The organism is Mycolicibacterium houstonense (genome assembly GCF_900078665.2).
Lineage (GTDB): Bacteria > Actinomycetota > Actinomycetes > Mycobacteriales > Mycobacteriaceae > Mycobacterium > Mycobacterium houstonense.
The window spans coordinates 1,284,625-1,310,546 of sequence record NZ_LT546207.1 but is presented as its reverse complement, the minus strand read 5'-3'; the positions used below and the strand labels follow the sequence as shown (position 1 = coordinate 1,310,546).

The following is a 25,922-nucleotide window of genomic DNA, read 5'->3' as shown; positions in this document are numbered from 1 at the left end:
CGCGTCGCGATCTGGCCGACCGGCGGCGGCGCGCCCGCGAGCTGGCCCAGGAAGCCGACCGGCTCAGCTTCGGGATCCATGAGATCGATGCCGTCGCACCGCAACCCGGTGAGGACGAGGCGATCATCGCCGATATCCGCCGCCTCTCGGAACTGGACGCGCTGCGCGAGGCCGCACAGACCGCCCGCCTCGCGCTGTCCGGTGAGCTGGACGAACCCACCCCGGATTCCGTCTCGGCCGCCGACGGTGTCGGGCAGGCGCAGGCGGCGCTGGAGTCCACCGACGACTCGACGTTGCAGGCGCTGGCGGCCCGATTGGCCGAGGCGATGGCCGTGATCGGCGATGTTTCCGGCGAGCTCGGGCATTACCTCTCCGAACTGCCCAGCGATGCCAGCACTTTGGAGACCAAACTGGCGCGACAGGCGGAGCTGCGGACGCTGACCCGCAAGTACGCCGCCGATATCGACGGGGTGCTGGACTGGTCCCGGGACGCCGCGGAACGGTTGGCGCAGCTCGATGTTTCCGAGGAGAGCCTGGCCGCCCTGGACCGCAAGGTCGCCGAGCTGGAAGCTCAGGTGGTCACCGCTGCGGGTGAACTGACCAAGTCCCGGTCCAAGGCGGCCAAGGGGCTGGCCAAGGCCGTGACCGCGGAGCTGGCCGGCCTGGCGATGGCCAACGCGATGTTCACCATCGGTGTCACCCCGATGCCGGCCCGAGCCGATGACGCGGCGCCGGTGACCATGCCCGACGGCTCGGTTCTGCACGCCGGCCACGACGGTGTCGATGCGGTCGAATTCGGGTTCACCGCGCATCGTGGTGCCGACGTGCTGCCGCTCGCCAAGAGTGCGTCCGGCGGCGAGCTTTCGCGGGTCATGCTGGCCCTGGAAGTGGTGCTGTCGGCCTCGACGGCGGGCACCACGATGGTGTTCGACGAGGTCGACGCCGGGGTGGGCGGCCGGGCCGCAGTGCAGATCGGCCGGCGGCTGGCCCGGCTGGCGCGCACCCACCAGGTGATCGTGGTGACCCACCTGCCTCAGGTGGCGGCGTACGCCGACGCGCATCTCGTGGTCGACAGCGGTGACGGACGGGCGAAATCGANCTGCGCATCGTCACGGCCGGCGCTCGGTCGGACCTGGGCCAGTTCGAGCAGGCCTTGGCCATCCTGGCCACGCCGCCGCTGGACCCGACCAACGTGGGGCCGACCTCGGCGCGGCTGTTCTATGTCTACGCCGACACCCTGCTGGCGCTCGACCGTGGTGACGAGGCGCTGCAGTGGTTCATGCACGCCGCGGCCGCTGACGTCGACGGGATCACCGACGCGGAAGACCGGATCACGGAGCTGTCCTGACGTGACCACGCTTGCGCGGCAGCACGATTGTCTGCTGCTCGATCTCGACGGCACGGTGTTTCGCGGTCACGAACCCACCGTCGGCGCGATCGAGAGCCTGGCCGCAGTCGAGTCCCGGGCGCTCTATGTCACCAACAACGCCTCCCGTGCACCGGCCGAGGTCGCCGAGCATCTGCGCGCTCTCGGGTTCGCCGCCGAAACCGACGACGTGGTGACCAGTGCGCAGAGTGCGGCGCATCTACTGGCCGCCCACGTCGCTGGGGGCTCGGCGGTCCTCGTCGTGGGCACCGAGGCCCTGGCTGCCGAGGTGCGCAATGTCGGGCTGCGGACCGTGCGCGCATTCGACGAGGGGCCGGTCGCGGTGGTGCAGGGACACTCGACGACCACCTCGTGGCCCGATCTCGCCGAGGCCGCCTTGGCGATCCGGGCCGGGGCGCTGTGGGTGGCCGCGAATGTCGACCTCACCCTCCCGTCGGAACGTGGACTGCTTCCGGGCAATGGATCGATGGTGGCCGCGTTGCGCGCGGCGACCGGGCAGGATCCGCTGGTTGCCGGCAAGCCCCAACCGACGCTGATGAACGACGCGTTGAGCCGGGGGACATTCTCGGCTCCGCTGGTCGTCGGCGATCGACTCGACACCGACATCGCCGGCGCGGTCTCGGCCGGGTTGCCGAGCCTGATGGTGCTCACCGGCGTCAGCACCGCGGTGGAGGCGGTGCGTGCCGTGGCCGCCGAACGGCCCGGATACCTCTCGGCGGATCTTCGGGGGCTGCACGCCGACGCCGATGTGCTGCGCATCGGGCCGCACCCGGCCTGGCGCATGGAGCTGGGCCCCAACACCGTCACCGTGCATGCCACGGGTGCGGATCCGCAGGACGACCTGTCGGTGGTCCGGGCCACCGCGGATGCGGTGTGGAGTGCGGGCCTGGACCACGAGTTCGCGGTCTCGGCCGGAGACGACACAGCGCGCCGGGCGTTGCAGCGATGGTCGTTGCTGTCGGCTCCCATCGACTAGCGTGAGTACCGCTATGAGTATCGATCCAGACCAACTGCGGGCGCAGGTCGCCGCAGCGCTGGCCGAAGTGCCGGATCCCGCAGAGGACCCGTCCGCACTCGAGGGCATCGACATCGACGTGGTGGCTACGCGGCTGGAGCAGGCCCACGATCTGCTGGTGCACGCCCTCGAATCCGTCGACAGGGGTCAACCGGGCGGACCGCAGGCGACCGGAAGGTGAGCGCCGGTGGCGCGGCGCGCTCGCGTTGATGCCGAGCTGGTGCGGCGGGGGCTGGCCCGGTCACGACAGCAGGCGGCAGAGCTGATCGAGGCCGGACGGGTGCGCATCGACGGCATGCCCGCCGCAAAACCGGCCACCGCGGTCGCGGCGGACACCAACATCACCGTGATCGCATCCAAGGAGCGCTCCTGGGTTTCGCGGGGTGCGCACAAGCTGATCGGTGCGCTGGACGCGTTCGACGTCACCGTCGAGGGCCGGCGCTGTCTCGACGCGGGCGCATCCACCGGCGGCTTCACCGAGGTGCTCCTCGACCGGGGTGCCGCGCAGGTGGTGGCCGCCGACGTCGGTTACGGCCAGCTCGCCTGGTCGCTGCGGTCGGACGAGCGCGTTGACGTGCTGGAACGCACGAACGTGCGGGAGCTGACGGCCGAGGCGATCGGCGGCCCGGTGCAGTTGATCGTGGCCGACCTGTCTTTCATCTCGCTGGCCACCGTCCTTCCCGCGCTCACCGCCTGCGCGTCGGCCGACGCCGATATCGTTCCGATGGTGAAGCCCCAGTTCGAGGTCGGTAAGGAGCGGGTCGGCGCGGGTGGCGTGGTGTCCGATCCGGAGCTGCGCATCGACGCGGTGTGCACGGTCGCGCGCAAGGCGGCCGCGTTGCAGTGGCATGCTGTCGATGTGACGGCCAGCCCGCTCCCGGGACCATCGGGCAATGTCGAGTACTTCTTGCATCTGCGTACCGAGACCGACCGCGCACTGGAGGGCGAATCGCTCGACCAAGCGGTGCGGCGGGCGGTCGAGGAGGGGCCGCAATGACGTCTGAACGCACGATCCTGCTGGTCGTACACACCGGCCGGGATGAGGCGACCGAGGTCGCCCGCCGAGTGGAAAAGGTGCTCGGCGACAACGGCATTGGTCTCAAGGTGCTGTCCGCCGAGGCGGTGGACCGCGGCCCTCTGCACCTGGCCCCCGACGATATGCGCGCCCTCGGCGTCGACATCGAGGTGGTGGACGCCGACGAGCGCGCAGCCGAAGGTTGTGAGCTGGTGCTGGTGCTCGGCGGCGACGGGACGTTCCTGCGGGCCGCCGAACTCGCGCGCAACGTCGAGATCCCGGTGCTCGGGGTCAATCTCGGCCGCATCGGCTTCCTCGCCGAGGCCGAGGCCGAGGCGATCGACCACGTGCTCGAGCGGGTCATCGAGCGGGACTACCGCATCGAGGAGCGCATGACGCTCGACATCGTGGTGCGGGCCGGTACCGATGTGGTGAACCGGGGCTGGGCGCTCAACGAGGCCAGCCTGGAGAAGGGCCCCCGCCTCGGCGTGCTCGGCGTCGTGTTGGAGGTGGACGGCAGGCCGGTGTCGTCGTTCGGGTGCGACGGCGTGCTGGTGGCGACGCCGACGGGTTCGACCGCTTACGCGTTTTCGGCGGGCGGCCCGGTGCTGTGGCCGGATCTGGAAGCCATTCTGGTGGTGCCCAACAATGCCCACGCGCTCTTCGCCCGTCCCATGGTGACCAGCCCGGCGGCCAGCATCGCGATCGAGATCGAGGCGAGCGGCAATGATGCCCTGGTGTTCTGCGACGGGCGACGCGAGATGGTGGTCCCGGCGGGGGGCCGGCTGGAGGTGACCCGCTGCGGTACCCCGCTGAAATGGGTGCGGCTGGACTCGGCGCCCTTCACCGACCGCTTGGTGCGCAAGTTCCGGTTGCCGGTCACCGGATGGCGGGGACAGTAGATACCTGTGCTGTCGGAGATACGAATCGAGTCGTTGGGCGCGATCAGTTCCGCCACCGCGGAGTTCGACCGCGGGCTGACCGTGCTGACCGGCGAGACCGGGACCGGTAAGACGATGGTGGTGACCAGCCTGCACCTGCTCGGCGGCGCCCGCGCGGATGCCAACCGGGTGCGGTCGGGCTCGGAACGCGCCGTGGTGGAAGGCCGGTTCAGCACAATCGAACTCGGCGAGGACGTGTCGGGGCGGGTCGAGGAGATCCTGGAATCCTCCGGCGCCGAGCGCGACGACGACGGCAGCGTGATCGCGGCTCGCTCGGTCAGCCGGGCCGGGCCGTCGCGGGCGTACCTGGGCGGGCGCAGTGTGCCCGCGAAATCCTTGAGCAACTTCACCGCTCAGGTGCTGACGTTGCACGGCCAGAACGACCAGCTGCGGTTGATGCGGCCCGACGAGCAGCGGGCGGCGCTGGATCGGTTCGCCGAGGTGGACAAGCCCTTGACGCGTTACCGGCGGGCGCGCGACGAATGGCTGACGGCGCGTCGCGATCTNGCGGCGTGAAACGGATCGAGGACGAGGATCGGGTCGCCGAGTTGGCCCGCATGCTCGCCGGCCTGGGGGAGTCCGACAGCGGACGCGCCCACGCCAGGGAGCTGCTCGAGGCCGCACAACAGGAGCGCAACGCGCCCTAGCTGTACCTAGCCGCAGCCGAAGGCCGGGTTGGCCGGTGACAACTCGGGCGCGGTCCAGCGCAGCGGGCTGGCCTGGGTCAGCTCCACCACCTCGTCGATCGTGAAGTCGATCGCGCACTGCGCGCCGGCACTGGAATCGGCTTCCTCCCAGTTGATTTCGGCCGTCCCGGTGACCTGGACGGTCGACCCCGACGACCAGTCGATCACCAACAGCCCGCAGCGCGGATTCGCCTCGATGTTGCCCAGCGTCATGAACATCGAATTCCCTCGGTAGTCCGGCCAACGTAGCCGCCGGGGCGAGAGCACCTGCAGAAACCCGGGGTTGCCGCCGCGGTGCGATGCGTCGGCATTGCCCAGCGGATCCGCCGAACCGATGAAGAATGCATCGGCTTCGACGATGAGCTGCCGCTGTCGGTCGGTGAGTGCGTGGCCACGGTGCACCTCGGGCGCGTCCGTGGCGAACCTGATTTCGGCGATGTCCCGGCGTGAGATGTACTTCGGGCAGTTCGAGTACACCTGATCGGGATCGATCCGCAGGCCGGGCCCGGCCGGCTCGGCCGAGCCGTTGACCCGCATCCGGCGCCGGGTCTGCGGCTCGATGGCGATCATTCCGATCTGCAGTCCGCCGCGCAGCACATCGTGGAGTGGATCGCCGACCGCCGGCAGCGCCTCGATCATGATCGTGCCCGGATCGTCGGCGTGGACGAAGCCGGGCGGGCCAGCGATCAAGCCGGCCCACACCCGACCCTCGTCGTCGGCCGCGGCGATCACGATCATCGGCTGTTCGGCGAGGAACGTCGCGGCAGCGGTGGGGACTTCCGTGCGGATCATGCGGCCGACGCGCGTGGCGATGGCCTCCTGTCCCAACCGCCGCTGCACCGCCAATTCACCCGAGTGATACATGGTCACCTGCTCGGCTCAGAAGAATCCGCAGGTAGGGGCCGCGCCGTTGGGGGCAGGGGCCGTCTGCGCCCCGGTCGGCGCGTAGACCTCGAGCCGGGTTCCGTCGGGGTCGGTGAAGAAGATGCCGCCCGAGGCGGTGCCCTCGCCGTGCGCGACGACCCCGTCGTGCGCGAACTCGGTGCCCAGCGCCTTCAATGCGGCCTCGACGGTCCGCACCTCGTCGATGCTGGCCGCCTCGAATGAAAGATGGTGCAGACCGGGTGTTTCCGTGGAGAACCGGCCGTTGCTCTGCTGCCAGAGGGTGAGCCGCAGCGCCCCGCCGATGCCGAGGAAGGCGTACCGGTGTTCGCCGTCGTTGTCGATGGCCAGCGGTTCGAACCCGAGCGCGTTCCGATAGAAGGCCACGGAGCGGTCCAGATCGGTGACGTTGATGCCGACGTGTCCGGTGGCGAGCTGGGGCGTTGTGGTCTCGGTCATGCAGTCCTCCTGAATGGCTAACCAATGTTGATGCTTAAGCAGGTTAGGACGGCGGGTGTAGTGGCGTCAACCATCTAATTGGATTTCAGCGGTTAGGTGCGAGGTGTGTCCAGGTGTCCGCGCGCCGTGGTTACCCTCAGGTATGACCGATCCGCGCCCCCACGTCGGCGAACCGCTTGCGCTGGATCTGCTGAACACCCGGTGGGCCTCTCCGGACGGCCCGCAGGATCTTCTCGCGGACACCGCCGGACTGCGTATCTGGTTGCTGGCCAACGATCTGGCCGACCGCTGCACGGCCGATGAGAAGACCAGGGTCGCGCTCGCCTCGGCACGCGACGCCATTCTGCGAACGCTGCAGGACGGCGCCGCCGAGTCACTCAACGACGTGCTCGAACACGGCCGCATCCGGCGCATGCTCACCGAGTCTGGGCCGGCCGAGGCCGTCGAGGTGGCGCAGCCGGAATGGCTCGCCGGTTGGCTGGCGGCGGCCGACCTGTTGAGGTTGCTGGCCGAGGCTCCCGACCGGATCAAGCAGTGCGCTCACCCGAACTGCATCCTGTGGTTCCACGACACCTCGAAGAACGGGGCCCGGCGCTGGCATTCGATGGCCACCTGTGGCAACCGGGCCAAGGCGGCGCGGCACTACGCGGCGACGCGGGATTGAGACCGTTCTGCTGTTACTGATGTGACTAAAGCCAACTTGTGAGGCTGGTGTTACGGCGCGCCTCCGCCCTCAGCCGGTCGATGCCCGACAGAATCGGCGCATGAAGATGTCGACGCTGCTCACCCGCAATGCCTCTTCTCGACCGGGAGTGACCGGCGCTGCTCGAGTGGACCGCGATATCGACCGGCTGCTGCGACGCGTCGGCCCCGGCGACATCGTCGTCCTCGATGCTCAGGATCTGGATCGGATCACCGCCGACGCGTTGGTCGAGGCGAACATCGCCGGTGTGGTCAACGCATCGCCGTCCATCTCCGGGCGCTACCCGAACCTCGGCCCCGAGGTGCTCGTCGCCAACGGCGTCGTGCTGATCGACGAGGCCGGGCCGGAAGTTTTCAAGAAGATCAAGGACGGTGCCCGCGTCCGCCTGCACAACGGCGGCGTCTACTCGGGAGACCGGCGCATCGCGCTGGGCACCGAGCGCAACGACCAAGAGATCCACGAGTTGATGCACGACGCCAAGAGCGGCCTGGTGGCACACCTGGAAGCGTTCGCGGGCAACACCATCGAGTTCATCCGCAGTGAGAGCCCGCTGCTGATCGACGGCATCGGAATCCCGAACATCGACGTGGACCTGCACCGGCGGCACGTGGTGATCGTTGCCGAGGAACCCAACGCCGCCGAGGACCTGCGGGCCCTCAAGCCGTTCATCAAGGAGTACCAGCCCGTGCTGGTCGGCGTCGGGGTCGGCGCGGACGTGCTGCGCAAGGCCGGATACCGCCCCGCGCTGATCGTCGGTGACCCGGACAAGATGAGCGTCGAGGTGCTGCGCTGCGGCGCCCAGGTGGTGCTGCCCGCCGACGCCGACGGGCATGCCGCCGGCCTCGAACGCATCCAGGACCTCGGCGTCGGTGCGATGACCTTCCCGGCCGCCGGCTCGGCCGCCGACCTGGCACTCCTGCTGTGCGACCACCACGGAGCATCGCTGATCGTCACCGCGGGCCACACGGCGTCGATCGAGGAGTTCTTCGATCGCTCGCGCCAGCGGAGCAACCCGTCGACCTTCCTGACCCGGTTGAAGGTCGGGGAGAAGCTCGTCGACGCCAAGGCCGTGGCGACCCTGTACCGCAGCCGGGTGTCCGGTGGGGCGATCGCACTGCTGGTGCTGGCGATGCTGGTGGCCGTGGTCGTCGCGCTGTGGGTGTCACGCGCCGATGCCGCGGTGATCGACTGGGTCGTCGACTACTGGAACCGCTTCACGCTGTGGGTGCAGGGGCTGGTCAGCTGAATGGCTGGTGAGCTGTGATCACGCTACGCGCACATGCGATTTCGCTGGCGTCGGTATTCCTGGCGCTGGCCATCGGAGTCGCTCTCGGTTCGGGTCTGCTGTCCAACACCGTGCTGTCGGGCCTTCGTGACGACAAGAAGGAATTGCAGCACCAGATCGACACTCTCACCGACGGTAAGAATGCGCTGAACGAAAAGCTCAATGCGGCAAGTGAATTCGATGCCCAGATGGCGCCACGAATGGTCCGCGACACCTTGAAGGACAAGTCGGTCGTGCTGTTCCGCACCCCCGACGCCGTCGACGGCGACGTCGAGGCGGTGTCACGTTTCGTCGGCCAGGCCGGTGGACGGGTGACCGGGACGATCTCGCTCACCAGCGAGTTCGTCGAGGCCAACTCGGCGGACAAACTGCTGTCGGTGGTCAACTCGCCGATCGTGCCCGCCGGCAAGCAACTCAGCACCGCGGCCGTCGACCAGGGATCCCAGGCCGGTGACCTGCTGGGCATCACGCTGCTGATCGACCGCAACCCGGCCGCGGCGCCGGTGGACGACACCCAGCGCGCGACGGTACTCGCCGCGCTGCGCGACACCGGATTCCTCACGTATGACGATGAGCACATCGGGGCGGCCAACACCGCGCTGATCGTGACCGGCGGTCCGCTCGGTGAGGACGGCGGCAACCGCGGCGCGACCATGGCGCGTTTTGCCGCCGGACTGGCGCCGCACGGCACCGGGACGGTGCTGGCCNCACCGCGGTCCTGGCCTTGGGCGACCTGGCCGGTGGGGCGAAGCCGGGTAAGTACGGCACGGGGCAGGGTGCGACATCGGTGACCGTCCCGCAGTAGCGGGTCCGGGCGGGGTGTTTTGCTCCTCGCGTGCGCGGCGTGCCAGCGACGGCTTGTCGGCGTCAGTGTTAAGGTGAACTTCCGTGGGTCGGCAGGCCACAGCTGGTTATCGATTCCCTGCCCGTCGTCACGGAGGATGCTTTTGCCCGCCTTACGCAAGCACCCGCAAACCGCCACCAAACACCTCTTCGTCACCGGTGGCGTGGTTTCTTCTCTGGGCAAGGGGCTGACCGCCTCGAGCCTCGGTCAGTTGCTGACCGCGCGGGGGCTGCAGGTGACGATGCAGAAACTCGACCCCTACCTGAACGTCGATCCGGGCACCATGAACCCGTTCCAGCACGGTGAGGTGTTCGTCACCGAGGACGGCGCCGAGACCGATCTGGACGTCGGCCACTACGAACGCTTCCTGGACCGCGATCTGTCGCAGTCGGCCAACGTGACCACCGGGCAGGTGTACTCCTCGGTGATCGCCAAGGAACGTCGCGGCGAGTACCTGGGTGACACCGTGCAGGTGATCCCGCACATCACCGACGAGATCAAGAGCCGCATCCTGGCGATGGCCGAGCCCGACGCCGCCGGGGTCCGCCCGGATGTGGTGATCACCGAAATCGGCGGCACCGTCGGCGATATCGAGTCGCTGCCGTTCCTGGAGGCGGCCCGTCAGGTCCGCCACGAAGTGGGCCGCGAGAACTGCTTCTTCCTGCACGTGTCGCTGGTGCCGTACCTGGCCCCCTCCGGGGAGCTCAAGACCAAGCCGACGCAGCACTCGGTGGCGGCGTTGCGCAGCATCGGTATCACCCCCGACGCGCTGATCCTGCGGTGTGACCGCGATGTCCCCGAGCCGCTCAAGAACAAGATCGCGCTGATGTGCGACGTCGACGTCGACGGGGTGATCTCCACCCCGGACGCACCGTCGATCTACGACATCCCCAAGGTGCTGCACCGCGAGGAACTCGACGCGTACGTGGTGCGCAGGTTGAACCTGCCGTTCCGTGACGTCGACTGGTCGGAATGGGACGACCTGCTGCGCCGGGTGCACGAGCCGCAGGAAACCGTCCGGATCGCGTTGGTGGGCAAGTACATCGACCTCTCCGACGCCTACCTGTCGGTCGCCGAGGCGTTGCGCGCAGGCGGTTTCAAGCACCGCGCCAAGGTGGAGATCCGGTGGGTGGCCTCCGACGACTGCGAGACCGACGCCGGAGCGGCGGGCGCACTCTCCGACGTCGACGGGGTGCTGATTCCCGGCGGGTTCGGCATCCGCGGAATCGAGGGCAAGCTCGGCGCCATCGGCTTCGCCCGCAAGCGCGGACTGCCGGTGCTCGGGTTGTGTCTGGGCCTGCAGTGCATCGTGATCGAGGCGGCGCGGTCGGTGGGAATCACCGGCGCCAACTCGGCCGAGTTCGATCCGAAGACGCCGGATCCGGTGATCTCCACGATGGCCGACCAGGAGGACGCCGTGGCGGGCGAGGCGGATCTGGGCGGCACCATGCGGTTGGGTGCCTATCCCGCCGTGCTGGAGGCCGGATCGATTGTGGCCGAGGCCTATCAGGCCACCGAGGTATCCGAGCGGCACCGTCACCGGTACGAGGTCAACAACGCCTACCGGGACCGGATCGCCGAGAGTGGGCTGCGATTCTCCGGCACCTCGCCGGACGGACACCTGGTCGAGTTCGTGGAGTACGACTCGAAGCTGCATCCGTTCCTCGTCGGAACCCAGGCGCACCCCGAGCTCAAGAGCCGGCCGACCCGGCCGCACCCGTTGTTCGCGGCCTTCATCGGGGCGGCGCTGGCCTACAAGGCCGAGGAGCGGTTGCCCGGCATGGATCTTCCCGAACAGTTCGACGAGGAGGCCGGGGAGGCAGAAGCCGGCGACAGTCCGGTCGACGAATCCGAAGCCGCTTCTCTTGGCTGAACACGATTTCGCCACCCTGGCCAGCGAAACCGTCTACGTCGGAAACATTTTCGCGCTGCGCGCGGATGAGGTCAGCATGCCCGGCGGCGGTTCGGCCCGCCGTGAAGTTGTCGAGCACTACGGTGCCGTGGCGGTGGTGGCCCTCGACGAGGACCGCAACGTGGTGCTGGTCCACCAATACCGCCACCCGCTGGGCCGTCGGCTCTGGGAGCTGCCGGCCGGCCTGCTCGATCTCGGCGGTGAGCCGCCGGAAGTGACCGCCGCGCGCGAACTGTCCGAGGAGACCGGCCTGGCGGCAGCGCACTGGCGGGTGCTGGTGGATCTGGATTCCACGCCGGGGTTCACCGACGAGAGCGTGCGGGTCTATCTTGCCACCGGGCTGACCGACATCGGCCGCCCCGACGGCGAGCACGAGGAAGCCGACATGGTGATCCAACGCGTGCCGCTGGAGGAGGCGGTGCGCCGGGTGTTCTCCGGTGACATCGTGAATTCGATTGCGGTGGCGGGCATTCTGGCCGCGCATGCGATGCCCGACGCCGAGGCGCTACGGCCCGTCGACGCCGAGTGGGTGGATCGGCCGACGGCATTCAGGCGGCGCAAAGGCCTGCTATGACGGTTCCCGCCCCTCTCCGATCGGCTCTCGACGACCAACTCCAGGGCTACCTCGATCACCTGACGATCGAGCGGGGAGTGGCGGCGAACACCTTGAGCTCATACCGGCGAGATCTGCGCCGCTACGCCGAGCACCTCACTTCTCGCGGTATCGACGACTTGGCGAAGGTGAACGAATCGGACGTCAGCGACTTCCTGATCGCGCTGCGCCGGGGCGATCCGGACTCCGGAGTGGCTGCGTTGTCGGCGGTTTCGGCGGCCCGGGCGGTGGTCGCTGTCCGCGGGTTGCACCGGTTCGCCACCGCGGAGGGCATCACCGCGCTCGATGTCGCCCGCGGCGTCAAGCCTCCGACGCCGAGCCGGCGGTTGCCCAAGAGCCTCACCCTCGACGAGGTGCTGGCGTTGCTCGAGGCCGCGGGCGGGGAGAGTGAGGCCGACGGTCCGCTGACGCTGCGCAACCGGGCACTGCTGGAGCTGCTGTATTCCACCGGCGCACGTATCTCCGAAGCTGTCGGGCTCGACCTCGACGACATCGACACCCAGGCGCGTTCGGTGCTGCTGCACGGTAAGGGCGGCAAGCAGCGGCTGGTGCCGATCGGCCGGCCGGCGGTCAGTGCGCTGGACGCCTATCTGGTCCGTGGCCGTCCGGATCTGGCCCGCCGTGGCCGAGGTACTCCCGGAATCTTCCTCAACGCCCGGGGCGGGCGGTTGTCGCGGCAGAGTGCGTGGCAGGTGCTGCAGAATGCGGCCGCCCGCGCCGGCATCACCGCGACGGTTTCCCCGCACACGTTGCGGCACTCGTTCGCGACTCACCTGCTCGACGGCGGCGCAGACGTGCGCGTCGTGCAGGAACTCTTGGGCCACGCCTCGGTGACCACCACGCAGATCTACACCATGGTCACGGTGCACACGCTGCGCGAGGTGTGGGCGGGCGCTCACCCGCGGGCGCGTTAGCCGCCGAGGTACTCCGACTCCAGCACCAGATCGGGAAGCAGGGTCTGGTACTCGGCATGCGTCTTGTGATGCCTGGTATCCCAGAGCGTGCCCTGGTGCTCGTTTATGTAGGCCAGGTACTTCGGCGCACCGGGCAGCTTCACGTTGTCGGCGACCACGATCGAGCCCCGGTGCAGCCACTGCCGGTCCAGCAGGCTCTGCAGATCCGAGAGATAGGCGTTCTTGTCGTGGTCGAGGAACACGAAGTCCAGCGCGCCGCTGCCGAAACCGCTGCCGGCGAGCGCGTCGAGGGTGCGGCCACCGTCGCCGATGGTCCCGACCACGCAGGTGATCCGGTCGGCGACGCCCGCATGGGTCCAGATCCGTCGGGCGATGTCGGCGTTGGTGGGGGAGAACTCGACCGAGAACACCCGGGCCACCGGTGCCGCCCGTGCGATGCGCATCGCCCCGTACCCGCAATAGGTGCCCAGCTCCAGGGCCAGCCGCGGGTTGGCGCGGATCACCGCGGCGTCCAGCAACGCACCCTTCTCATCGCCGACGTTGATGAGAAACGACTTCTCGTAGGCGAACTTGTCGATGGTGGCGAGCACGTCGTCCAGATCGCCCGCACGGGCGTTGGCCACGACATATTCAGCGGCCGCAGCCTCCCGTCCGTCGCCCCACTGTCCGGTGCGGGCGAAGTGTCTGGCGCCGAGCCCCATCCGGATGAATGACCACCGCAACAGCGGCAGCCGCTGTTTCAGACTCATGACGCACACCATATGCGGCGGATTGCCCGCGGGTCTGCCCGTCCTGGCAGGATGCCGACGTTAAACTTGCCGGGATATGTGCGCCGAGACTGCGGGATGCCTGACCAGGGGCGGTACAGGCGTGGAGCGCCTCCGTGAGGAGCCGACGTGAACGACGACGGCGGACACGACGGCCTGTTCGAGCACAGCGGACCCGAACTCGGCCTGACCGGTCGCCCGCCGCGCGACATCCCCGAGCCGCAACCCAAGTCGGTCCACGGTCCGGCCAAGGTCATCGCGATGTGCAACCAGAAGGGTGGCGTCGGCAAGACCACCTCGACCATCAACCTGGGCGCCAGCCTGGCTGAGTACGGCCGGCGGGTGCTGCTGGTTGACCTGGATCCGCAGGGCGCGTTGTCGGCGGGGCTCGGCGTGCCGCACTACGAACTCGAGCACACGGTGCACAACCTGCTGGTCGAACCGCGGGTGTCGATCGATGACGTGGTGATCAAGACCCGGGTCAGCGGCATGGACCTGGTGCCCAGCAACATCGACCTGTCGGCGGCCGAGATCCAGTTGGTCAATGAGGTGGGCCGGGAGCAGTCCCTGGCCCGCGCCCTGTATCCGGTGCTGGACCGCTACGACTACGTGTTGATCGACTGCCAGCCGTCGCTGGGCCTGCTCACGGTCAACGGACTGGCCTGCGCCGACGGCGTGATCATCCCGACCGAGTGCGAGTACTTCTCGCTGCGCGGCCTGGCGCTGCTGACCGACACCGTGGACAAGGTGCACGACCGGCTCAACCCGAAGCTGTCGATCAGCGGCATCCTGGTGACGCGCTACGACCCGCGCACCGTGAACGCGCGCGAGGTCATGGCCCGCGTGGTGGAACGGTTCGGCGACCTGGTGTTCGACACTGTCATCACCCGCACCGTGCGCTTCCCGGAGACCAGCGTGGCCGGCGAACCGATCACCACCTGGGCGCCGAAATCCGGCGGTGCCGTCGCCTACCGCTCGCTGGCGCGCGAAGTCATCGACCGGTTCGGCGCGTGAACGATGTCCTGAACACCCCGACCACCGATGGTGCCGAACCAGCTGCCGCGGGCGGTGAGCCCACCGGTGATCAGCAGAACCGATTCCAGGTTCGGCTCACCAACTTCGAGGGTCCGTTCGACCTGCTGCTGCAGCTGATCTTCGCGCACCGCCTCGATGTCACCGAGGTGGCATTGCACCAGGTCACCGATGATTTCATCGCCTACACCAAGGAGATCGGGGCGCGCCTCGAGCTCGACGAGACCACCGCGTTCCTGGTCATCGCCGCCACCCTGCTCGACCTGAAGGCGGCCCGGCTGTTGCCCGCGGGTGAGGTGCACGACGAGGAGGATCTGGCCCTCCTCGAGGTCCGCGACCTGCTGTTCGCGCGGCTGCTGCAGTACCGGGCGTTCAAACACGTCGCGCTGATGTTCGCCGAACTGGAGGCCGCCGCGCTGCGCAGCTACCCGCGCGTGGTGTCGCTGGAGGACCGGTACTCAGACCTGCTGCCCGAGGTCATGCTCGGGGTCGATGCCGGCAAATTCGCCGAGATCGCCGCCGCCGCCTTCACCCCGCGCCCGGTCCCGACCGTCGGCATCGACCACATCCACGCGCCCAAGGTGTCGGTGCCCGAACAGGCGCACCGGATCATCGAGCTGCTCGAACAGCGCGGTATCGGCGAATGGGCGACCTTTGCCGAACTGGTGGCCGAGTGCACGGACGGACTCCAGATCGTCGGGCGCTTCCTGGCGCTGCTCGAACTGTTCCGGGCCAGGGCGGTAACATTCGAGCAACCAGAACCGCTTGGAGTGCTCCAGGTTTCGTGGACCGGAGACCGGCCGACCAGCGAACATCTGGCAACCGCGGATGCGGAAGAATAGCGAGAACAATGACTGACGAGATCTCCGATTCCGGAGAGCGGTCCGATGATGCCCCGGGTGATGCGATCCCGGTCGGAGACGAGCTGGGCGTCGATGTGGCGACGGTTCCCGAGCTCGAAGACGGCGAACTGGGCGCGGTCCTGGAAGCATTGCTGCTGGTAGTGGACACGCCGGTGACGGTGGACGCGCTGGCCTCGGCGACCGAGCAACCGGCCTACCGGGTGATGGCCAAGCTGCGGCTGATGGCCGAGGAGTACGCCGCCCGGGACAGCGGCATCGACCTGCGTGAGGCCGCCGGTGGCTGGCGCATGTACACCCGGGCCCGGTATGCGCCGTATGTCGAGCGGCTGCTGCTCGACGGCGCCCGGTCGAAGCTGACCCGGGCCGCCCTGGAGACCCTGGCCGTGGTGGCCTACCGGCAGCCGGTGACCCGCGCCCGGGTGAGCGCGGTGCGCGGTGTGAACGTGGACGCGGTGATGCGGACTCTGGTGGCGCGCGGTCTGATCACCGAGGCGGGCACCGATTCCGATACCGGTGCCGCGACGTTCGCCACCACCGAGTTGTTCCTGGAGCGGCTGGGCCTGACCTCGCTGTCCGATCTGCCCGACATCGCGCCGTTGCTGCCCGATGTCGACGTGATCGACGACCTGAGCGAAGCACTCGGTGACGAGCCGCGTTTCGCCAAACTCAACGGCGGTTCGTCTGGTGGCGACCAGCCGACGGCCTTCGACGTGGACAAGGACTGACATGGCTGACGATTTTGGTCCTCCTCGCGTGCGGGAAGAAGGCGTGCGACTGCAAAAAGTGTTGTCCCAGGCCGGGATTGCCTCTCGGCGGGTGGCCGAACGGATGATCACCGACGGCCGCGTGGAGGTGGACGGCCAGGTGGTGACCGAGCTGGGCACCCGGGTCGATCCGGCGGTCTCCGAGATCCGGGTCGACGGCTCCCGCGTGGTGCTCGACGACACCCTGGTGTACCTGGCGATCAACAAGCCGCGCGGCATGCTGTCGACAATGTCCGACGAGCGGGGCCGCCCATGCGTGGGCGACCTGGTGGAACACCGGGTCCGCGGCAACAAGAAGCTGTTTCACGTCGGGCGGCTCGACGCCGACACCGAAGGCCTGCTGCTGCTGACCAACGACGGGGAGCTCGCCCACCGGTTGATGCACCCGTCGTACGAGATACCGAAAACCTATGTGGCGACGGTGATCGGCACGGTGCCGCGCGGGCTCGGCAAGAAGCTGCGTGCCGGTGTGGAGCTGGACGACGGGCCGGCCCATGTCGACGACTTCGCGGTGGTGGACACGGTTCCCGGCAAGACCCTGGTGAAGGTCACGCTGCACGAGGGCCGTAACCGTATCGTGCGGCGCATGCTGGCCGCGGTGGATTTCCCGGTGCAGGAGCTGGTCCGCACCGACATCGGCTCGGTGGCGCTGGGGGACCAGCGGCCGGGCAGTATCAGGGCGCTCAGCCGCAAGGAAATCGGCGAGCTCTATCAGGCGGTGGGAATGTGAGCGGATCTCTGGTGGTGGCGGTCGACGGACCGGCCGGGACCGGAAAGTCTTCGGTATCAAGGGGTTTGGCTCAAGCGCTCGGGGCGAGCTACCTGGACACCGGTGCGATGTACCGCATCGTCACGCTGGCGGTGCTGCGGGCCGGGGTCGATCTGGAGGATGCCGAGGCCATCGCGGCGGCGGCGTCCGATGCGGTGATCGGTGTCGGCTCGGACCCCGCTGAGGACCGCGCCTACCTGGCCGGTGAGGACGTCTCGACCGAGATCCGCGGCGACGAGGTGACCCGCGCGGTCTCGGCGGTCTCGGCGGTACCCGCGGTGCGCGCCCGACTGGTGGACCTGCAGCGCGAGTTGGCTTCGGCCGGTGGACGTGTGGTGGTCGAGGGTCGCGACATCGGCACCGTGGTGCTGCCGAATGCCGACGCCAAGATCTTCCTCACCGCATCGGCCGAGGAGCGGGCCCGGCGGCGCAATGCGCAGAACGTCGCGAGCGGTCTGCCCGACGACTACGCCACGGTGCTGGCCGACGTGCAGCGCCGCGACCACCTGGATTCCACCCGGGCCGTGTCGCCGTTGCGGGCCGCCGATGATGCCCTCGTGGTCGACACCAGCGATATGGACCAAACACAGGTCGTGGCACACCTTCTCGACCTGGTGACCCAGCATGCGGGGGTACGGCGATGAGCGTCTCTGACGGTGACGGCACCTGGTCGGACGAGAGCGACTGGGAGCTCAGCGACGAGGTCGCCGAGGTTCTGGAGGAGGCGGCCGCCCTGCCGCCGGTGGTTGCCGTCGTCGGCCGGCCCAACGTGGGCAAATCGACTCTGGTGAACCGCATCCTGGGGCGTCGCGAGGCCGTCGTCCAGGACATCCCCGGGGTGACCCGCGACCGGGTGTCCTACGACGCGAACTGGCTCGGGCGCCGATTCATGGTGCAGGACACCGGGGGATGGGAACCCGACGCCAAGGGCCTGCAGCAACTGGTCGCCGACCAGGCGCTGGTGGCGATGCGCACCGCCGACGCGATCATCCTGGTGGTCGACGCCGTCGTCGGCGCGACCTCGGCCGACGAGGCCGCTGCCCGGTTGCTCCGCAAGTCCGGCAAGCCGGTGTTCTTGGCGGCCAACAAGGTTGACACCCAACGGGGTGAGGCCGATGCTGCGGCGCTGTGGTCGCTGGGCATAGGGGAGCCGCACTCGATCAGTGCCATGCACGGCCGCGGCGTGGCCGATCTGCTGGACCTGGTGATGGAAAAGCTGCCCGAGGTGTCGGAGGTCGCCGGCAGCGGTGGCGGCGGTCCGCGTCGCGTGGCGCTGGTCGGCAAGCCGAATGTGGGCAAGAGCTCACTACTGAACCGGTTGGCCGGCGACGAGCGCTCGGTGGTTCACGATGTCGCGGGCACCACGGTTGATCCGGTCGACTCGCTGATCGAATTGGGCGGCAAGACTTGGCGTTTCGTCGACACCGCCGGTTTGCGCCGCAAGGTCGGGCAGGCCAGCGGCCACGAGTTCTACGCGTCGGTGCGCACGCACGGCGCGATCGACGCGGCCGAGGTGGCGATCATGCTGATCGATGCCTCCCAGCCGCTGACCGAGCAGGACCTGCGGGTGCTGTCGATGGTGATCGAGGCAGGACGCGCCCTGGTCATCGCGTTCAACAAGTGGGACCTGGTCGACGAGGACCGGCGCTACCTGCTGGACAAGGAGATCGACCGGGAACTGGTGCAGGTGCAGTGGGCGCCGCGGATCAACATCTCGGCCATGACCGGCCGCGCGGTGCAGAAGCTGGTGCCCGCGCTGGAGACGTCGCTGGCGTCCTGGGACAAGCGGATCTCCACCGGCCAGCTCAACACCTTCCTGAAAGAGGTCGTGGCCGCGACACCGCCGCCGGTACGCGGCGGCAAGCAACCCAAGATCCTGTTCGCCACCCAGGCCGCCACCCGGCCCCCGACCTTCGTGCTGTTCACCTCCGGGTTCCTGGAGGCCGGCTACCGCCGATTCCTGGAGCGCCGCCTGCGTGAGCAATTCGGGTTCGAGGGCAGCCCGGTGCGGATCAACGTGCGTGTCCGCGAGAAGAGGGGCGCGCCGAAGCGCCGATAGCCCGCGATTTGGGTGCGTTCCGCGGCGGTGGGCGCCGCTGAACCCACCCGAATCACGTCGGTAGGGTGGCCCGAGTGTCCGTCACCCACATGATCCTGATCGCTCTGGCCGGTGTCGGCGCGGGTGCCATCAACGCCATCGTCGGGTCCGGCACGCTGATCACCTTTCCCACGCTGGTGGCGCTGGGGATTCCGCCTGTCACGTCGACGATGTCCAACGCCGTCGGGCTGGTCGCCGGCGGGGTATCGGGCACCTGGGGCTACCGCCGCGAGTTGCGGGGCCAGTGGAAGCGGCTGCGCTGGCAGATCCCGGGCTCGCTGATCGGCGCCGGGCTCGGCGCCTGGCTGCTGCTGCACCTGCCGGAGAAGGTCTTCGTCGCGGTGGTGCCGGTGCTGTTGATCCTGGCGCTGATCCTCGTGGTGATCGGCCCGCGGATCCAGGCCTGGGCCAGGCGACGCGCCGAGGCCTCCGGTCAATCTGCTGACCATGTGAGCCCGCGCCGCATGGCGGTGTTGGTGTTCGGCACGTTCGCCGTCGGCGTCTACGGCGGCTACTTCACCGCCGCCCAGGGCATCCTGCTGATCGCGGTGATGGGGGCGCTGCTGCCGGAGTCGATGCAGCGCATGAACGCCGCCAAGAACTTGCTGTCGCTTCTGGTGAACATCGTGGCGGCCGTCGCCTACACGTTGGTCGCGTTCGACCGGATCAGCTGGCTGGCGGCCGGGTTGATCGCGATCGGTTCCCTGATCGGCGGCTTCCTCGGTGCGCACTACGGGCGCCGGCTGTCGCCGAACGCGCTGCGGGCCGTCATCGTGCTGGTGGGACTAATCGGGCTGTATCGCCTGTTGTCCGTGTAGGGTCGCGCAGCGGTGGCCGGCGCGTCTTGTAAGCTCCACTAATCTGTCCGATTCGAGAGAGGGGCGACCGGTGGCCGAACGTGCATACCGCACCGCACCGTCTGCTCTTTCTGCTCTCGAGCCGTTCTGGCCCTCCCGCCGGTTGATGGCTTTCGACGAATGGTGTCGCGCGCGCAGCTGAACCGCGCCCGTCAATCCATCTGGTCGCCGCGCGACCACTAATCGAAAGCAGCCGAACCTGTGCGTTCGCTACTGATCTTCACGCTCGTCGGCCTCGGTGCCCAATTGGTCGACGGTGCGCTCGGAATGGCTTTCGGCGTCACCGCCTCAACGCTGCTGGTGCTCAGCGGGGTGGCCTCGGCCCAGGCCAGCGCCGCGGTGCACTTGGCCGAGGTGGGGACGACGCTGGCGTCGGCGGTGTCGCATTGGCGGTTCAAGAACATCGACTGGCCGCTGGTGGCCAAGCTCGGGATCCCCGGCGCGGCAGGTGCGTTCGCCGGTGCGACGGTGCTGTCCTCACTGTCGACGGAGTCCGCGGCGCCGCTCATGGCGGCGATCCTGCTGGGCATCGGCCTGTACGTGTTGCTGCGGTTCTCGCTGGGCACCCCGCTGACGCTCGGGCAGCACGGCACCAGCCACAGCGCGAAGTTCCTGGCCCCGCTCGGCCTGTTCGGGGGTTTCATCGATGCGTCGGGTGGCGGCGGCTGGGGTCCGGTGACCACCAGCACGCTGCTGTCGCAGGGCAAGACCGCGCCGCGGACCGTCATCGGTTCGGTGAGCGCCTCGGAGTTCCTGGTCGCGGTGTCGGCGTCCGTCGGCTTCCTGGTCGGGCTGCGCCAGGAGTTTCTGGAGAACTGGCCCGTGGTGCTCGGGCTCATGGCCGGTGGCGTGATCGCCGCGCCGATTGCCGCCTGGTTGGTCAGCCGGATCAATCCCGCGCTGCTCGGTACCGCTGTCGGCGGGGTCATCCTGCTGACCAACAGCCAGAAACTGGTGCACTACTTCGGCGTGCACTGGCCGTGGTCGACGGGGATCTACACCCTGATCGTGGCCGGGTGGGCGGCTCTGGTGGTCCGTGCCTGGCAGACGTCGCGGGCGCCGCGCGATGTCGACGATTCGGTGGTCACCGCGGTCGAAGAGCCGGCGGCGCGAAGCTAGCCTTGCTCGTCCGCCGGCTGCGGCAACCCGACGTACATGGTCTGGTGCAACGTCAGAACGTGATTGCGGGCGATCTCGGAGGCTGCCCGGCTGTCGCGGCGGCGTAGCGCCTCCACCAGCTGAGCATGCTCGCGGTTGGACTGGCGCAGGTAATCGATCGGGTACGGAATGAAGTAGCGGTACAGCCCGTGCAGCACATCGCAGTAGGTGTGCATCGCCCAATCGAGACCGCTTGCCGCGGCGACGGATTCGTGGAAACGCTGATCGGCGCTGTGGAAGCCGGTCCAGTCGGTGGCCGCGGCGGCCTCGGCGACGATGGCCGCCAGCGCGTCGAGCTCCGCATCGGTGGCGGCCTGCGCCGCCGCGGCACTGAGTGCATCCTCGGCCAGCGCGCGCAGGTCGATGAGGCCGCGCACCTCGGCGGCGTCGGCGCGAAACGTGGCCGACGGACGATCGGGTCCGGGCGTGACCCGGACACCACTGCGGGCGACGAAGGTCCCGCCGGCCCGGCCGCGCCGGCGGACCACCAGGCCCTCGTCGGCCATGGACTGCAAGGCCCGGCGAACGGTGGCCAGGCTGACGTCGAGGGCGGCGGCGATGTCGGGTTCGGGGGGCAGCCGTTCCCCGTCGGTCATGAGCCCCAGCTCGATGGCCAGCTCGAGGCGCGCCCGCACCGTGTCGGCGGCGCTGAGCCGGGTGATACCGGCGACGGCCGGGGCGCTCAGCGCCGGATGCGCCTCACCGACCTGCAACGTCATGGCCTCAGGGTACGTGAGCTATTGCCTTATTTGTTCATGCTGAACTAATATTCCGCTAAATTCGTTCATTCTGGGTTATTAACGCTTCGGAGGTCCTGTGTCGGGGTCGATCACGGTGGCTGCGGTCCAGGCGGCACCGCTCGACGTAGCGGGCCTGCCGGTATTCGACAGGCAGGACACCGTCACCGAGTTCGCGGCCGACGTGCTGCGGGTGCGGTCGGCGGTGACCGGCCCGGCGCTCATCGTCTATCCCGAGATCCACTTGTTCGGTACCGGGGACGCCGACGTGCTCGCCGCTGCCGCCGAGCCTCTGGACGGTCCCTTGATCGCCGCACTCGGTGAGGTGGCCCGCACCGCCGACGCCTGGCTGGTTCCCGGCTCGGTGTGTGAGCGTGGCGAGAACGGTGAATTCTTCAACACCGCGCCGGTTTTCGCTCCCGACGGCGGGCTCATGGCGTCCTACCGCAAGATCTTCCCCTGGCGACCGTACGAGAAGTACACGCCCGGCGACAGTTTCGTCACCGTCGACATCCCTGACGTCGGCCGTCTCGGCCTGTCCATCTGCTATGACGCCTGGTTCCCCGAGGTGAGCCGCCATCTGGCCTGGATGGGGGCCGACCTGATCGTCAACGTGGTCAAGACCACCACCGAGGACCGGAGTCAGGAACTGGTGCTCGCCCGCGCCAATTCGATTGTGAACCAGGTCTTCACGGTGAGTGTCAACTGCGCCGGGCCGGTCGGCAAGGGTCGCAGCATCATCGTCGACCCCGAAGGCACTGTGCTCCAAGAGAACTCGGACGAAGCCGCGGGAGTGCTCTACCAGCGCATCGACCTCGCGTCCGTTGCTGCCGTGCGTGAGCGAGGAACCGCCGGTACCAACCGGATGTGGGACCAGTTCGGGCCGTCGGACCGACCGATCGCGCTGCCACTCTACGACGGCCGCATCGACCCACAGCGCTGGTCACCATCGAACCGCCACGCCAACTGAAAGGCACCGCCATGACACCACCATCCGCCGGGCAACCGACTCTGGTGCGCGCCCTCGGGTTGCCCTCGTTGGTGCTGTTCGGTCTGGCCTACATGACGCCGCTGATCGTGCTCGGCATCTTCGGCGTGGTCGCGTCCACCACCGCCGGAGCGTCGGCGTCGGCCTATCTGATCGCGTTGGCGGCCATGCTGTTCACCGCGTCCAGTTACGGCCGGATGGCGGCGGCCTACCCGGTATCGGGTTCGGCCTACACCTACGTGCGCCGCACCATCGATCCACGGGCCGGATTCCTCACCGGCTGGGCAGTATTGCTGGACTATCTGTTTCTGCCGATGGTCATCTGGCTGATCGGGGCGGCGTATCTGGACGCCCAGTTCCCCGGAGTGCCCGGCTGGCTGTGGGTGCTGGGGTTCATCGTGATCACCACCGCGCTCAACGTGGTCGGCATCAAGGTCGCCGACAAGGCCAACTACCTGCTGATGGCGTTCCAGCTACTGGTCATCGGGTTGTTCGTGGTGCTGTCGATCGCCTCCGTCGTCCGCAGCAGCGGTGCCGGCGGGCTGGTCAGTGCGAGCCCGTTCACAGGGGTCGGCGCCGGCATCGGGGGAGTGACGGCCGGCGCGGCCATCGCGGCCTACTCGTTCCTCGGGTTCGATGCCGTCACCACCTTCACCGAGGAAGCCGTCGAGCCGCGCAAGAACATGCCGCGGGCCATCTTGCTGATCGCGCTGATCGGCGGCTCCATCTTCCTGGTCATCGCCTACACCACCCAATTGGTCCATCCCGGTGGGGAATTCGCCGATTCGTCGTCGGCGGCACTGGAGATCGCCAAGCAGATCGGCGGCAACCTGTTCGGGGCGGTGTTCCTCGCCGGCCTGATCCTGGCCCAGTTCGCGTCCGGCATCGCCGCGCAGGCCTCCGCGTCGCGGCTGCTGTTCGCGATGGGCCGTGACGGCACCCTGCCCCGGTCGGTGTTCGGCACCCTGAGCGCCAAATTCCGCACCCCGGCGGCCAACCTGGTGATCGTGGGCGTGGTGGGTCTGTTGGCGATGTTCCTCGACGTGGCGACGTCGACGTCGTTCATCAACTTCGGGGCGTTCGTCGCGTTCACCCTCGTCAACGTGTCGGTGATCGTCTACTACTTCCGCCACCGGGCTACCGGCGAGGCGCGCAACCCGCTGTTGTACGTCGTCGCCCCGGCGATCGGTGCGGTCGTCACGTCGTATCTGCTGTTGCAGCTCGACGCGCGCGCAATCGTCCTGGGGCTGTGCTGGCTGGGCCTCGGCGTCGTCGTCCTGGCCGTGACGAGCCGCGGTTTCACGAAGCTGCCACCGGAGATCGCCGTCGACGAATCCGACGCGGCCGTCGCCGAAACCGCGGCGAAGTGAGCACCGACCTGTGACCGGTGGGGCGGATTAGAACTAGGGCAGGAGGCTACGGTAAGCTTTCGACTCGCTGCCGGTGCAAGCCGGAAGCAAGCGGGCTGTGGCGCAGCTTGGTAGCGCACTTGACTGGGGGTCAAGTGGTCGCAGGTTCAAATCCTGTCAGCCCGACCAGAAAAACCCTCTCCGACCAGCATCGGAGGGGGTCTCTTCGGTTCTGGGGAGAGTCCGGCGGTCGGCGTGTGCGGTGGCCGACACCGCCGCGGGCGACGGCTACGCCGTGCGCAGCACCTTGTTCATCGGCTTGCCGCGCGCGAGTTCGTCGACGAGCTTGTCGAGGTAGCGGATCTTTCTCATCAGTGGGTCCTCGACCTCCTGCACCTTGACCCCGCACACCACGCCGGTGATGAGCGAGGCGTTCGGGTTCAGGGAGGCGTCGGCGAAGAACTCCGAGAACGTCGTCTCGTCGTCGAGGTGGCCCCGCAGTGTCGTCTCGTCGAATCCCGTCAGCCAGCAGATCACCTCGTCGAGTTCGGCCTGTGTGCGACCCTTGCGCTGCAACTTCGCGAAATAGTGCGGGTACACCGCGGCGACGGCGGTACCGAAGATCCGGTGCTCCATGAAGTCGAGGCTACGGCGTGGTGCCTCCCCGCCCGCCGTGCCAGACTGCGTTCGTGACCGGCAGCGTGGATCAGATCCCCAAGGCCACCACCGAGTGGACCGCCCAGCCCGGCGACACGCGCCGGGCAACGCTTTCGATTCTGCGGCAACCTGCGCTGTGGAAACGGCTGCTGACCTTCACGACGGTGGTCGCCGCGATCGCCGCCGGGGTATGCGTCGTCAACGGCAGCGGGTGGCTGGTCGGGCTCGTGATATTCGCCGGGGCGGCCGTGCTGTACGCGGCGTTCGCGGTCGCGGTCAGCCTGGTGTGCGCCTACATCCCGAACCGGCGAGTCCTGCGCACCGGATCGCGGTGGGCCGCCGGCGGCGATGACACCCGCATCCGCATCGACACCCCGGCGACCACCCTGATCATCGACCGCGGCAACATCATCTCGGTCCGCCCGGCCGGTGCGCTGATCGTGCTGCGAGTCCGCCCCAAGCAGGTTCTCGGGATCCCGACCGCGCTGTTCGCCGATCCCGCACTCGAGGGCCTCATCGCCTGACGGAGCGGTCCTGCGGGCCGCGGGCACTTCTGCGGCGTCGGCCGGTTTGTCGGACCCCGCTGTCAGGATTCGCGCATGTTGCCGATCGCCGACAGCCCCTATGTGCGCGATGTCGCGGCGTGGGTCGCCGGCGGCGATCAGACCGCGTTCACCGGCGCGTTGGCGGCGTACGAGAAGGGCTCGTGGACAGGTGGGTCCACCGGCTGCGTCGACGAATCCTTGGCGACCTTCGACCACCAGGAGTATTGGATTGCGCGCCGCCTTGCCCTCCAAGGTCACAACGTGATCGCACTGCCCACGCGACATCTCGCAGGTCTGCGCTCACCCGACGCCGCCGTGAGTGGTCTGCTGGTGGAGTTCAAGACGTACAGCGGTCTGAATCCATGCCAGCTGCTCTGCAGGGTCGGCCACGCGCGTCAGCAAGCTGACCGTGTGGTGGTTGGCGTTGAGGCACAGTGGGATCCGGCGTTGGTGCGTGATGTGTTCCGTGTCGCCATCGATTCGGCCCGCCGACGCGATATGCGGGCGGTGATGTTGATCGGCGACGACTTCCAGTTCGAGTGGGGTGTCTGGAACGGCTGCTTCGCGGCGCCCGCAAGCACGTCGCACCGAAGGGGACAGGGCATGTCGGGGACGTCCATCGACCACGCGGTCTGCCGGCAGCAGCCGAGCCGGCGAGTTGTCTAGTCTTCCACCGCATCAC

27 protein-coding genes, 1 tRNA gene and 4 pseudogenes are annotated in these 25,922 nt (G+C 68.4%); 27 read left to right on the top strand and 5 right to left on the bottom strand.

Annotated elements, in window-relative coordinates:
• The 8 genes and pseudogenes from BN4332_RS06585 to BN4332_RS34855 form a co-directional block, all read left to right on the top strand.
• Nucleotides 1–1,094, top strand: a pseudogene (locus BN4332_RS06585) (DNA repair protein RecN); the annotation flags it as partial.
• 5 nt (nucleotides 1,095–1,099) lie between these two features.
• Nucleotides 1,100–1,348, top strand: a pseudogene (locus BN4332_RS34160) (hypothetical protein); the annotation flags it as partial.
• A 1-nt stretch (nucleotide 1,349) separates the two neighbouring features.
• On the top strand, nucleotides 1,350–2,363 hold the full coding sequence (locus BN4332_RS06575; RefSeq protein WP_066897727.1) for an HAD-IIA family hydrolase: 1,014 nt from the start codon (nucleotides 1,350–1,352) through the stop codon (nucleotides 2,361–2,363).
• 13 nt (nucleotides 2,364–2,376) lie between these two features.
• Nucleotides 2,377–2,583, top strand: coding sequence for a hypothetical protein (locus tag BN4332_RS06570; RefSeq protein WP_066897720.1), 207 nt, complete (start codon nucleotides 2,377–2,379; stop codon nucleotides 2,581–2,583).
• A gap of 6 nt (nucleotides 2,584–2,589) precedes the next feature.
• Complete coding sequence (locus BN4332_RS06565; protein WP_066897719.1) at nucleotides 2,590–3,399, top strand: TlyA family RNA methyltransferase; 810 nt, start codon at nucleotides 2,590–2,592, stop codon at nucleotides 3,397–3,399.
• Nucleotides 3,396–4,319 (top strand): NAD kinase, encoded by a 924-nt coding sequence (locus tag BN4332_RS06560; RefSeq protein WP_066897718.1) that lies wholly within the window; start codon nucleotides 3,396–3,398, stop codon nucleotides 4,317–4,319. Before BN4332_RS06565 ends, BN4332_RS06560 begins: the two co-directional genes overlap by 4 nt.
• Nucleotides 4,320–4,325: 6 nt before the next feature.
• Nucleotides 4,326–4,862, top strand: a pseudogene (locus tag BN4332_RS06555) (AAA family ATPase); the annotation flags it as partial.
• 8 nt (nucleotides 4,863–4,870) lie between these two features.
• Entirely contained in the window at nucleotides 4,871–5,005 is a 135-nt protein-coding gene (locus tag BN4332_RS34855; RefSeq protein ID WP_268811507.1) for a hypothetical protein, read from the top strand.
• 6 nt (nucleotides 5,006–5,011) lie between these two features.
• Here BN4332_RS34855 and BN4332_RS06550 read toward each other — a convergent pair whose 3' ends face one another.
• Both BN4332_RS06550 and BN4332_RS06545 read right to left on the bottom strand, forming a co-directional pair.
• Nucleotides 5,012–5,908, bottom strand: a complete 897-nt coding sequence (locus tag BN4332_RS06550; RefSeq protein WP_066897726.1) for a pyridoxamine 5'-phosphate oxidase family protein — start codon at nucleotides 5,906–5,908, stop codon at nucleotides 5,012–5,014.
• Between the two features lie 15 nt (nucleotides 5,909–5,923).
• Nucleotides 5,924–6,385 (bottom strand): VOC family protein, encoded by a 462-nt coding sequence (locus BN4332_RS06545; protein WP_066897717.1) that lies wholly within the window; start codon nucleotides 6,383–6,385, stop codon nucleotides 5,924–5,926.
• Nucleotides 6,386–6,527: 142 nt separating this feature from the next.
• Between BN4332_RS06545 and BN4332_RS06540 the strand changes: the two genes are divergently transcribed.
• The 6 genes and pseudogenes from BN4332_RS06540 (at nucleotide 6,528) to xerD (ending at nucleotide 12,656) form a co-directional block, all read left to right on the top strand.
• Entirely contained in the window at nucleotides 6,528–7,049 is a 522-nt protein-coding gene (locus BN4332_RS06540) for a CGNR zinc finger domain-containing protein (RefSeq protein ID WP_066897716.1), read from the top strand.
• Nucleotides 7,050–7,149: 100 nt separating this feature from the next.
• Complete coding sequence (steA, locus tag BN4332_RS06535) at nucleotides 7,150–8,334, top strand: putative cytokinetic ring protein SteA (RefSeq protein WP_066897715.1); 1,185 nt, start codon at nucleotides 7,150–7,152, stop codon at nucleotides 8,332–8,334.
• A gap of 14 nt (nucleotides 8,335–8,348) precedes the next feature.
• Nucleotides 8,349–9,178 (top strand): annotated as a pseudogene (locus BN4332_RS06530) (copper transporter).
• Between the two features lie 142 nt (nucleotides 9,179–9,320).
• Nucleotides 9,321–11,090, top strand: a complete 1,770-nt coding sequence (pyrG, locus tag BN4332_RS06525) for a CTP synthase (protein ID WP_066897725.1) — start codon at nucleotides 9,321–9,323, stop codon at nucleotides 11,088–11,090.
• Nucleotides 11,083–11,703, top strand: coding sequence for an NUDIX domain-containing protein (locus tag BN4332_RS06520; RefSeq protein WP_066897714.1), 621 nt, complete (start codon nucleotides 11,083–11,085; stop codon nucleotides 11,701–11,703). Before pyrG ends, BN4332_RS06520 begins: the two co-directional genes overlap by 8 nt.
• Nucleotides 11,700–12,656, top strand: coding sequence for a site-specific tyrosine recombinase XerD (gene xerD, locus BN4332_RS06515; protein ID WP_066897713.1), 957 nt, complete (start codon nucleotides 11,700–11,702; stop codon nucleotides 12,654–12,656). The genes BN4332_RS06520 and xerD overlap by 4 nt, the downstream gene beginning before the upstream one ends.
• On the opposite strand, the gene BN4332_RS06510 is transcribed toward xerD, so the two are convergent.
• Nucleotides 12,653–13,405 carry an O-methyltransferase gene (locus BN4332_RS06510; RefSeq protein WP_066897724.1) on the bottom strand — a complete coding sequence of 251 codons (753 nt, stop codon included), beginning with the start codon at nucleotides 13,403–13,405 and terminating at the stop codon, nucleotides 12,653–12,655. The genes xerD and BN4332_RS06510 overlap by 4 nt on opposite strands.
• Nucleotides 13,406–13,552: 147 nt before the next feature.
• Here BN4332_RS06510 and BN4332_RS06505 point away from each other — a divergent pair, with 147 nt between their 5' ends.
• From BN4332_RS06505 to BN4332_RS06465, 8 genes are all read left to right on the top strand, one after another.
• The gene (locus BN4332_RS06505) at nucleotides 13,553–14,437 is read left to right on the top strand and encodes a ParA family protein (protein ID WP_066897712.1); all 885 of its coding nucleotides are present in this window, start codon (nucleotides 13,553–13,555) and stop codon (nucleotides 14,435–14,437) included.
• Nucleotides 14,434–15,297, top strand: a complete 864-nt coding sequence (locus tag BN4332_RS06500) for a segregation/condensation protein A (protein WP_066897711.1) — start codon at nucleotides 14,434–14,436, stop codon at nucleotides 15,295–15,297. The genes BN4332_RS06505 and BN4332_RS06500 overlap by 4 nt, the downstream gene beginning before the upstream one ends.
• An 8-nt stretch (nucleotides 15,298–15,305) precedes the next feature.
• Nucleotides 15,306–16,043 carry an SMC-Scp complex subunit ScpB gene (scpB, locus tag BN4332_RS06495; RefSeq protein ID WP_066897710.1) on the top strand — a complete coding sequence of 246 codons (738 nt, stop codon included), beginning with the start codon at nucleotides 15,306–15,308 and terminating at the stop codon, nucleotides 16,041–16,043.
• A 1-nt stretch (nucleotide 16,044) separates the two neighbouring features.
• The gene (locus BN4332_RS06490; protein ID WP_066897709.1) at nucleotides 16,045–16,812 is read left to right on the top strand and encodes a pseudouridine synthase; all 768 of its coding nucleotides are present in this window, start codon (nucleotides 16,045–16,047) and stop codon (nucleotides 16,810–16,812) included.
• Nucleotides 16,809–17,495: a (d)CMP kinase gene (cmk, locus tag BN4332_RS06485; protein WP_066897708.1), complete on the top strand. Its 687-nt coding sequence runs from the start codon at nucleotides 16,809–16,811 to the stop codon at nucleotides 17,493–17,495. Before BN4332_RS06490 ends, cmk begins: the two co-directional genes overlap by 4 nt.
• Nucleotides 17,492–18,910, top strand: a complete 1,419-nt coding sequence (gene der, locus BN4332_RS06480) for a ribosome biogenesis GTPase Der (RefSeq protein ID WP_066897707.1) — start codon at nucleotides 17,492–17,494, stop codon at nucleotides 18,908–18,910. Before cmk ends, der begins: the two co-directional genes overlap by 4 nt.
• 89 nt (nucleotides 18,911–18,999) lie before the next feature.
• Nucleotides 19,000–19,767 carry a sulfite exporter TauE/SafE family protein gene (locus BN4332_RS06475; protein WP_074132995.1) on the top strand — a complete coding sequence of 256 codons (768 nt, stop codon included), beginning with the start codon at nucleotides 19,000–19,002 and terminating at the stop codon, nucleotides 19,765–19,767.
• Nucleotides 19,768–20,007: 240 nt separating this feature from the next.
• A complete protein-coding gene (locus tag BN4332_RS06465) occupies nucleotides 20,008–20,925 on the top strand; it encodes a sulfite exporter TauE/SafE family protein (protein WP_066897705.1) in 918 nt (305 codons plus the stop codon).
• Here the strand turns inward: BN4332_RS06465 and BN4332_RS06460 are convergent.
• Complete coding sequence (locus tag BN4332_RS06460; RefSeq protein ID WP_066897704.1) at nucleotides 20,922–21,683, bottom strand: FadR/GntR family transcriptional regulator; 762 nt, start codon at nucleotides 21,681–21,683, stop codon at nucleotides 20,922–20,924. The genes BN4332_RS06465 and BN4332_RS06460 overlap by 4 nt on opposite strands.
• A 97-nt stretch (nucleotides 21,684–21,780) precedes the next feature.
• On the opposite strand from BN4332_RS06460, the gene BN4332_RS06455 reads away from it, so the two are divergent.
• The 3 genes from BN4332_RS06455 (at nucleotide 21,781) to BN4332_RS06445 (ending at nucleotide 24,227) form a co-directional block, all read left to right on the top strand.
• Complete coding sequence (locus tag BN4332_RS06455; protein WP_074132993.1) at nucleotides 21,781–22,671, top strand: carbon-nitrogen hydrolase family protein; 891 nt, start codon at nucleotides 21,781–21,783, stop codon at nucleotides 22,669–22,671.
• Nucleotides 22,672–22,682: 11 nt separating this feature from the next.
• Nucleotides 22,683–24,059 (top strand): APC family permease, encoded by a 1,377-nt coding sequence (locus BN4332_RS06450; RefSeq protein WP_066897703.1) that lies wholly within the window; start codon nucleotides 22,683–22,685, stop codon nucleotides 24,057–24,059.
• A gap of 91 nt (nucleotides 24,060–24,150) precedes the next feature.
• Nucleotides 24,151–24,227: transfer RNA gene (locus BN4332_RS06445), tRNA-Pro, on the top strand.
• 99 nt (nucleotides 24,228–24,326) lie between these two features.
• Here the strand turns inward: BN4332_RS06445 and BN4332_RS06440 are convergent.
• Nucleotides 24,327–24,674 (bottom strand): DUF2200 domain-containing protein, encoded by a 348-nt coding sequence (locus BN4332_RS06440; RefSeq protein WP_066897702.1) that lies wholly within the window; start codon nucleotides 24,672–24,674, stop codon nucleotides 24,327–24,329.
• Nucleotides 24,675–24,727: 53 nt separating this feature from the next.
• Here BN4332_RS06440 and BN4332_RS06435 point away from each other — a divergent pair, with 53 nt between their 5' ends.
• Entirely contained in the window at nucleotides 24,728–25,219 is a 492-nt protein-coding gene (locus tag BN4332_RS06435) for a hypothetical protein (RefSeq protein ID WP_160110815.1), read from the top strand.
• A 75-nt stretch (nucleotides 25,220–25,294) separates the two neighbouring features.
• A complete protein-coding gene (locus tag BN4332_RS06430; protein WP_066897700.1) occupies nucleotides 25,295–25,906 on the top strand; it encodes a hypothetical protein in 612 nt (203 codons plus the stop codon).
• Nucleotides 25,907–25,922 lie beyond the last annotated feature (16 nt).

What these genes read in the sequence shown, in the direction of transcription:
- BN4332_RS06570 (WP_066897720.1), top strand. Translation starts at nt 2,377, where the DNA reads ATGAGTATCGATCCAGACCAACTGCGGGCGCAGGTCGCCGCAGCGCTG.
- BN4332_RS06560 (WP_066897718.1), top strand. Translation starts at nt 3,396, where the DNA reads ATGACGTCTGAACGCACGATCCTGCTGGTCGTACACACCGGCCGGGAT.
- BN4332_RS06550 (WP_066897726.1), bottom strand. Translation starts at nt 5,908, where the DNA reads ATGTATCACTCGGGTGAATTGGCGGTGCAGCGGCGGTTGGGACAGGAG.
- BN4332_RS06545 (WP_066897717.1), bottom strand. Translation starts at nt 6,385, where the DNA reads ATGACCGAGACCACAACGCCCCAGCTCGCCACCGGACACGTCGGCATC.
- BN4332_RS06540 (WP_066897716.1), top strand. Translation starts at nt 6,528, where the DNA reads ATGACCGATCCGCGCCCCCACGTCGGCGAACCGCTTGCGCTGGATCTG.
- steA (WP_066897715.1), top strand. Translation starts at nt 7,150, where the DNA reads ATGAAGATGTCGACGCTGCTCACCCGCAATGCCTCTTCTCGACCGGGA.
- xerD (WP_066897713.1), top strand. Translation starts at nt 11,700, where the DNA reads ATGACGGTTCCCGCCCCTCTCCGATCGGCTCTCGACGACCAACTCCAG.
- BN4332_RS06510 (WP_066897724.1), bottom strand. Translation starts at nt 13,405, where the DNA reads ATGAGTCTGAAACAGCGGCTGCCGCTGTTGCGGTGGTCATTCATCCGG.
- scpB (WP_066897710.1), top strand. Translation starts at nt 15,306, where the DNA reads ATGACTGACGAGATCTCCGATTCCGGAGAGCGGTCCGATGATGCCCCG.
- BN4332_RS06490 (WP_066897709.1), top strand. Translation starts at nt 16,045, where the DNA reads ATGGCTGACGATTTTGGTCCTCCTCGCGTGCGGGAAGAAGGCGTGCGA.
- der (WP_066897707.1), top strand. Translation starts at nt 17,492, where the DNA reads ATGAGCGTCTCTGACGGTGACGGCACCTGGTCGGACGAGAGCGACTGG.
- BN4332_RS06475 (WP_074132995.1), top strand. Translation starts at nt 19,000, where the DNA reads ATGATCCTGATCGCTCTGGCCGGTGTCGGCGCGGGTGCCATCAACGCC.
- BN4332_RS06460 (WP_066897704.1), bottom strand. Translation starts at nt 21,683, where the DNA reads ATGACGTTGCAGGTCGGTGAGGCGCATCCGGCGCTGAGCGCCCCGGCC.
- BN4332_RS06450 (WP_066897703.1), top strand. Translation starts at nt 22,683, where the DNA reads ATGACACCACCATCCGCCGGGCAACCGACTCTGGTGCGCGCCCTCGGG.
- BN4332_RS06440 (WP_066897702.1), bottom strand. Translation starts at nt 24,674, where the DNA reads ATGGAGCACCGGATCTTCGGTACCGCCGTCGCCGCGGTGTACCCGCAC.
- BN4332_RS06430 (WP_066897700.1), top strand. Translation starts at nt 25,295, where the DNA reads ATGTTGCCGATCGCCGACAGCCCCTATGTGCGCGATGTCGCGGCGTGG.